The sequence below is a fragment of the uncultured Corynebacterium sp. genome (assembly GCF_902782855.1).
Lineage (GTDB): Bacteria > Actinomycetota > Actinomycetes > Mycobacteriales > Mycobacteriaceae > Corynebacterium.
On record NZ_CACZOO010000025.1, the window covers coordinates 1 to 4,732 of the forward strand.

Sequence of the window (4,732 nt, forward strand, 5' to 3'; positions counted from 1 at the left end):
CGGCACGGACGGCACGGACAGCACGGACAGCACGGACGGCACGGACAGCACAGACGGCGTCCCCACCCCGGGCGCCGACGAACTCACCGACATCGTCCACCTGCTCACCGCGACCGACGCCTCCGACGCAGAGAAGGAGAAGTACCTCGAGTCGGCGGACGCCCTCATCGTCCCGCAGACGGTCTCGCGCATCGGACTCTTCCGCGCGCCCCGCGGCGGTTCCGAGATCACCGGCCCGGTCGAGCGCGACGGTGACACCGTCACCGCGCACCTCAACGCCCGGTCACAGGGAATTCCGGATGTGTCCCTGCCGATCACCTTCGTCCACCGCGACGGAACATGGCGGTTGTCCAGCGCCTCGGTCTGCACCGGCGTCCGCACCGTCGGTCTGCCCGTCTACTGCAACGCCTGAGGACGCCATGATCACCACCACCGATCTGACGTGCACCTTCGGGCGCCGTCGACCCGTCACCCCGCTGCGCAACGTGTCCCACACCTTCCCCGACGGCGAGGTGACCTGTGTCCTGGGGCTCAACGGCACCGGCAAGTCCACCCTGCTCCGCCTGCTGTGCGGGGTGCAGCGTCCCACCGCCGGACGCGTCCTCGTCGACGGCCGCACACCGGACGCCTGGCCCGCCCCGGGGCGCCGGACCGGCATGTTCCTCGACACCGCCGCCGTGCACCCCGGCCACACCGGACGCCGTCACCTGCGGTGGCTCGCCGCGTCCTCCGGGCTGGACGCCACCGGGGCCGACCGTCGGCTCACCGAGGTCGGGCTCGACGCCGTCGCCGATGAGGTGGTCTCCGGCTACTCCCTGGGGATGCGTCAGCGGCTCGGCATCGCCGGCGCGCTGCTCGGCGACCCGCCCAATGTGGTCCTCGACGAGCCGCTCAACGGTCTCGACATCGCCGGTGTGCTGTGGCTGCGCCGACTGCTGCGGAAACTGGCCGGGGACGGCAGGTGTGTCATCGTCGCCAGCCACCACCTCAGTGAGGTGGAGCTCTCCGCGGACGCCGTGCTGCTGCTGGAGGGTGGGGCGGTCGCCGCCGCCGGGACCCTGGCCGAGGTCCGCGGTGGCCACACCACCCTGGAGGACGCCGTCGTCGCCCTGGTCCCCCGGGCGTGCGGTTCCGCGGAGGTGCGGCGATGAGCGCGTTCCTGCGCAGTGCCCGGGCCGAGGCCGTCCGCCTCGGTGGACGCCGGGGTCCGCTGCTCCGGGCGTCCCTCCCCCTGGGGTTCGGTCTACCGCTGCTGGTGAGTCTGGTCGTCGCCGGTGTCGCGGAGAAGCTGCACGGCGACACAACCGACGGTGCCGGTGGTCTCGGCGAGGCGCTGATCCGGGTGCGGGAGATCGACACGACGAACTCTGTGTACTGGGTGATCTCACTGGGGATCACGGTGCATGCCGTGGTGGCGGCCTACGCGCAGTCCACGTCCACCCGGGGTCCGGTCGGGGAACTCCACCGTCACCTGCTGCCCCGCACCGGTCCCGATCTGCTGGCCCGGTGGTTCGTCACCGGCGCTGTCGCTGCGGCGTGCTCGGTGGCGGCGGTGACCGCGCTGCTGCTCGCCCTGCCGGTGGTGTTCCCCGGGGTGTACGGGTCCGTGGCGGTCGGGTCGGACGCCGGCCTGCGGTTCCTCTGGACGGTACCGCTGTACGCGGTGGCCGCGTCCGGCATCGGTGTGGGGGTCGGCGCGCTGGTCAGGATACCCGCGGCGGCGGTCGCGGTGCTGACGTTGTGGTCCCTGCTCGTCGAGAGTGCCCTGGTGTACATCCCGAAGGGGGCGGATCTGCTGGGGTGGATGCCGTTCCTCAACGGGCAGTACGCGACCGGGCAGGACATCGCACTGGAACCCTCCTGGGGGCCGGACGGAGCACTGCTCTACGTGTTCCTCATCGCCGCCCTGCTGGTCGGTGCCGGGGTCACGGCACAGAAACAGTGACAGGAAAACAACTGTTGAGGCATAACTGTTGACGGTTCTGCGGAACCCCATCACTGTATTGTCTCCAAAAACACCCCCGGCACCCCCCACGGTTCACGCCCTGTGGACTACCCCGCGAAGACCACGGATAGGCGCCCTGAGCTGGCCCTCTGAGGTGACGATCCCCGCCAGCCGGCAGGTTGTCGACCCGGGCCTGTCCTAGCGGTGGCACCACGGTCCTTGTTAGCGTCCGGGGCACACCATTTTCCCCACCGGAAGGATCTACCGTGACCGACACATTCACCGGAGCTGTCGTCGAGGAGTTCGGCGCTCCCCTCGTCATCGAAGATGTCGCTCTGCCCACTCCCGGACACAACCAGGCTCTCGTCAAGCTCATCACCTCAGGCATCTGCCACACCGACCTCCACGCCGCCCACGGCGACTGGCCGGTCAAGCCGGAGCCGCCGTTCGTCCCGGGACACGAGGGCGTCGGCGAGGTTGTCGAGCTCGGCCCCGGCGACCACACCGTCAAGGTCGGTGACCTCGTCGGTAACGCGTGGCTCTGGTCGGCCTGCGGCAACTGTGACCAGTGCCTGAAGGGCTGGGAGACGCTCTGCCCGAACGCCGAGTACGGCGGATACACCGTCAACGGCTCCTTCGGCACCTACATGTTGGTGGACACCCGCTTCGCCCCGCGCATCCCGGAGGGCTCCGACCCGCTGGAGGTCGCCCCGATCCTCTGTGCCGGCGTCACCGTCTACAAGGGTCTCAAGGTCTCCGAGACGAAGCCCGGCCAGTTCATGGTCATCTCCGGTGTCGGTGGTCTCGGCCACCTCGCCGTGCAGTACGCGAAGGCGATGGGCATGCGCGTCATCGCCGTCGACATCGCGGACGACAAGCTGGAGCTGGCGAAGAAGCACGGTGCAGAGTTCACCGTCAACGCCGCCGAGGTCGACCCGGCCGAGGCAGTGCAGGAGTACACCGACGGTGGTGCGCACGGCGTCCTCGTCACCGCGGTGCACCCGCAGGCGTTCGGCCAGGCGATCAACATGGCGCGCCGCGCCGGCACCATCGTCTTCAACGGCCTGCCCCCGGGAGAGTTCCCCGCCCCGATCTTCGACATCGTGCTCAAGGGTCTGACAATCCGCGGCTCGCTCGTCGGTGACCGGCAGGACCAGGTCGAGGCGCTGGACTTCTACGCCCGTGGCCTCATCCACCCGACAGTGACCGAGTGCCGCCTCGAGGACGTCAACGAGGTCTTCACCAACATGGAGAAGGGCAAGATCGACGGACGCATGGCGATCCGTTACTGATCTGCCGATGTCCGCAGTTACTGTTCCACTGCCCGACCGAGACGGATCTGTGTGCGGATCCAGGCCACGACGTCGTCTTTCGTGATGCGGTCCTCGACGAGGTCGACGACCATGTCATCCTGGTGGCCGCTGGACCGCTCCGTGAGGCGGATGCCGTTGAGGTTGAGAAACGTCGTGAAGGCGAACCAGGCTGTGCGCTTGTTCCCGTCGAAGAAGGCGTGCGCCTTCAGGACGCCGTACAGCAGTGCGACCGCCTTCTCCTCGAGAGTCTCGTTGAGATCCTGCCCGAACATGGTCCGGAAGGCGGCATTCACCGCCCCGTCCAAGGCACTCGGACCGGTGACCACATGCACGCAGTCATCGAGATGCTGGTTGATCCTGATGATCTGCGGCGACGTGACCTTGACGGTCACCGGTCATGCAGCCGTCGCTCGGTTTCCTTCCAGGCTCCCTTCTCTCTCATGAAGGCCGCCCAGAACTCCTCGTCAGACGCCACCCGGTCCTTGCCCACGTCGACGGTCGCCCCGCCCCCGCCGTCGTGGCGTCCTCAACCGTGTTGTCGTGTGCAGCTGTCATGATGATGCCCCTTCCTGCACCCGGTGCCCTGTGAGCCACCGACACTACACGGTGCTCTGAACAACGGGAACCCCGCGAGTCACGCCTTCCCGGTGCGCTCGCGGTGGCTGCAGCCCGGCCAGCAGCACGGACGCCGCTTCCCCTCCTCCAACTCCTCGCAGGTCCGCCGGATGCGCCGGGCGCGGGTCTTCGCCTGCTTCGCGTCCCCGACCCAGCAGATGAACTCGTTGCGCCCCAGCGGGGTGCACGCCTCCCACAGGTCGAGGACGCTGCGCGCCACCGCGTCACTGCCGTCGTCGCCCGGACCGCGGTCACCGCCGAGGATGGCGTCCCGCAGGTCATCGGGCAGTTCGTGGACGACACCACCGGAGACGGTCACTTCGGTCACTTCACTCATGGGCATGACGCTACACGTGCCGGGCCCGATCCACCCGTGCGCGTTCACGCGCATTCACACGCATTCACACGCACATTCACACACATTCACACATCACTGCACGCGAAAGCCCCGGCGTGCAATCATTCACACACCGTGCTGATCATGACGATGCCATGTCGTTGTCTGTCGTCGTCTCCGAGAATCCGGCCCTGCATCCGAAGTCCTACCAGTGCCTCCATCAGATCCCCCGGTAGAACTCCACGACGACCCGGCGGGCCCACGCACGGTCCAGGCTCCCCGCGTTCTTCACACACCCCGCGTCACATGTGATCAACAGACTCTTGACCTCATCGCTCTTCCACTGTCGCGTCCAGCCGACCACTCCCCGGAGTTCGATAACTGGGTCTACGGGGATCCACATGTCGATGCTGCCGTCGAAGATCACCGAGGTTCCCCCGTCAGATGTCATCTCGAGACTCTTGACTTCCCAGGCTATGTCCCACGGTCGCCCTACCGGACGGCTGTCGACACTGATCGAGA

The 4,732-nt window shown here is 67.8% G+C and carries 6 protein-coding genes and 1 pseudogene; 4 read left to right on the forward strand and 3 right to left on the reverse strand.

The annotated features are described in order from the left end of the window. The 4 genes and pseudogenes from QZV72_RS01120 to adhP all read left to right on the forward strand — a co-directional run. Window positions 1–412, forward strand: a pseudogene (locus QZV72_RS01120) (hypothetical protein); the annotation flags it as partial. Between the two features lie 7 nt (window positions 413–419). Continuing rightward, window positions 420–1,151 carry an ABC transporter ATP-binding protein gene (locus QZV72_RS01125; protein ID WP_297004177.1) on the forward strand — a complete coding sequence of 244 codons (732 nt, stop codon included), beginning with the start codon at window positions 420–422 and terminating at the stop codon, window positions 1,149–1,151. Beyond that, on the forward strand, window positions 1,148–1,945 hold the full coding sequence (locus QZV72_RS01130) for a hypothetical protein (RefSeq protein ID WP_297004179.1): 798 nt from the start codon (window positions 1,148–1,150) through the stop codon (window positions 1,943–1,945). Before QZV72_RS01125 ends, QZV72_RS01130 begins: the two co-directional genes overlap by 4 nt. A gap of 266 nt (window positions 1,946–2,211) precedes the next feature. Beyond that, on the forward strand, window positions 2,212–3,237 hold the full coding sequence (gene adhP / locus QZV72_RS01135; protein WP_297004181.1) for an alcohol dehydrogenase AdhP: 1,026 nt from the start codon (window positions 2,212–2,214) through the stop codon (window positions 3,235–3,237). Between the two features lie 17 nt (window positions 3,238–3,254). On the opposite strand, the gene QZV72_RS01140 is transcribed toward adhP, so the two are convergent. The 3 genes from QZV72_RS01140 to QZV72_RS01150 form a co-directional block, all read right to left on the reverse strand. Then, window positions 3,255–3,650, reverse strand: a complete 396-nt coding sequence (locus tag QZV72_RS01140) for a type II toxin-antitoxin system death-on-curing family toxin (protein ID WP_297004183.1) — start codon at window positions 3,648–3,650, stop codon at window positions 3,255–3,257. Window positions 3,651–3,892: 242 nt separating this feature from the next. After that, complete coding sequence (locus QZV72_RS01145) at window positions 3,893–4,201, reverse strand: YdeI/OmpD-associated family protein (RefSeq protein ID WP_297004188.1); 309 nt, start codon at window positions 4,199–4,201, stop codon at window positions 3,893–3,895. A 229-nt stretch (window positions 4,202–4,430) separates the two neighbouring features. Continuing rightward, on the reverse strand, window positions 4,431–4,661 hold the full coding sequence (locus QZV72_RS01150; protein WP_297004185.1) for a hypothetical protein: 231 nt from the start codon (window positions 4,659–4,661) through the stop codon (window positions 4,431–4,433). Window positions 4,662–4,732 lie beyond the last annotated feature (71 nt).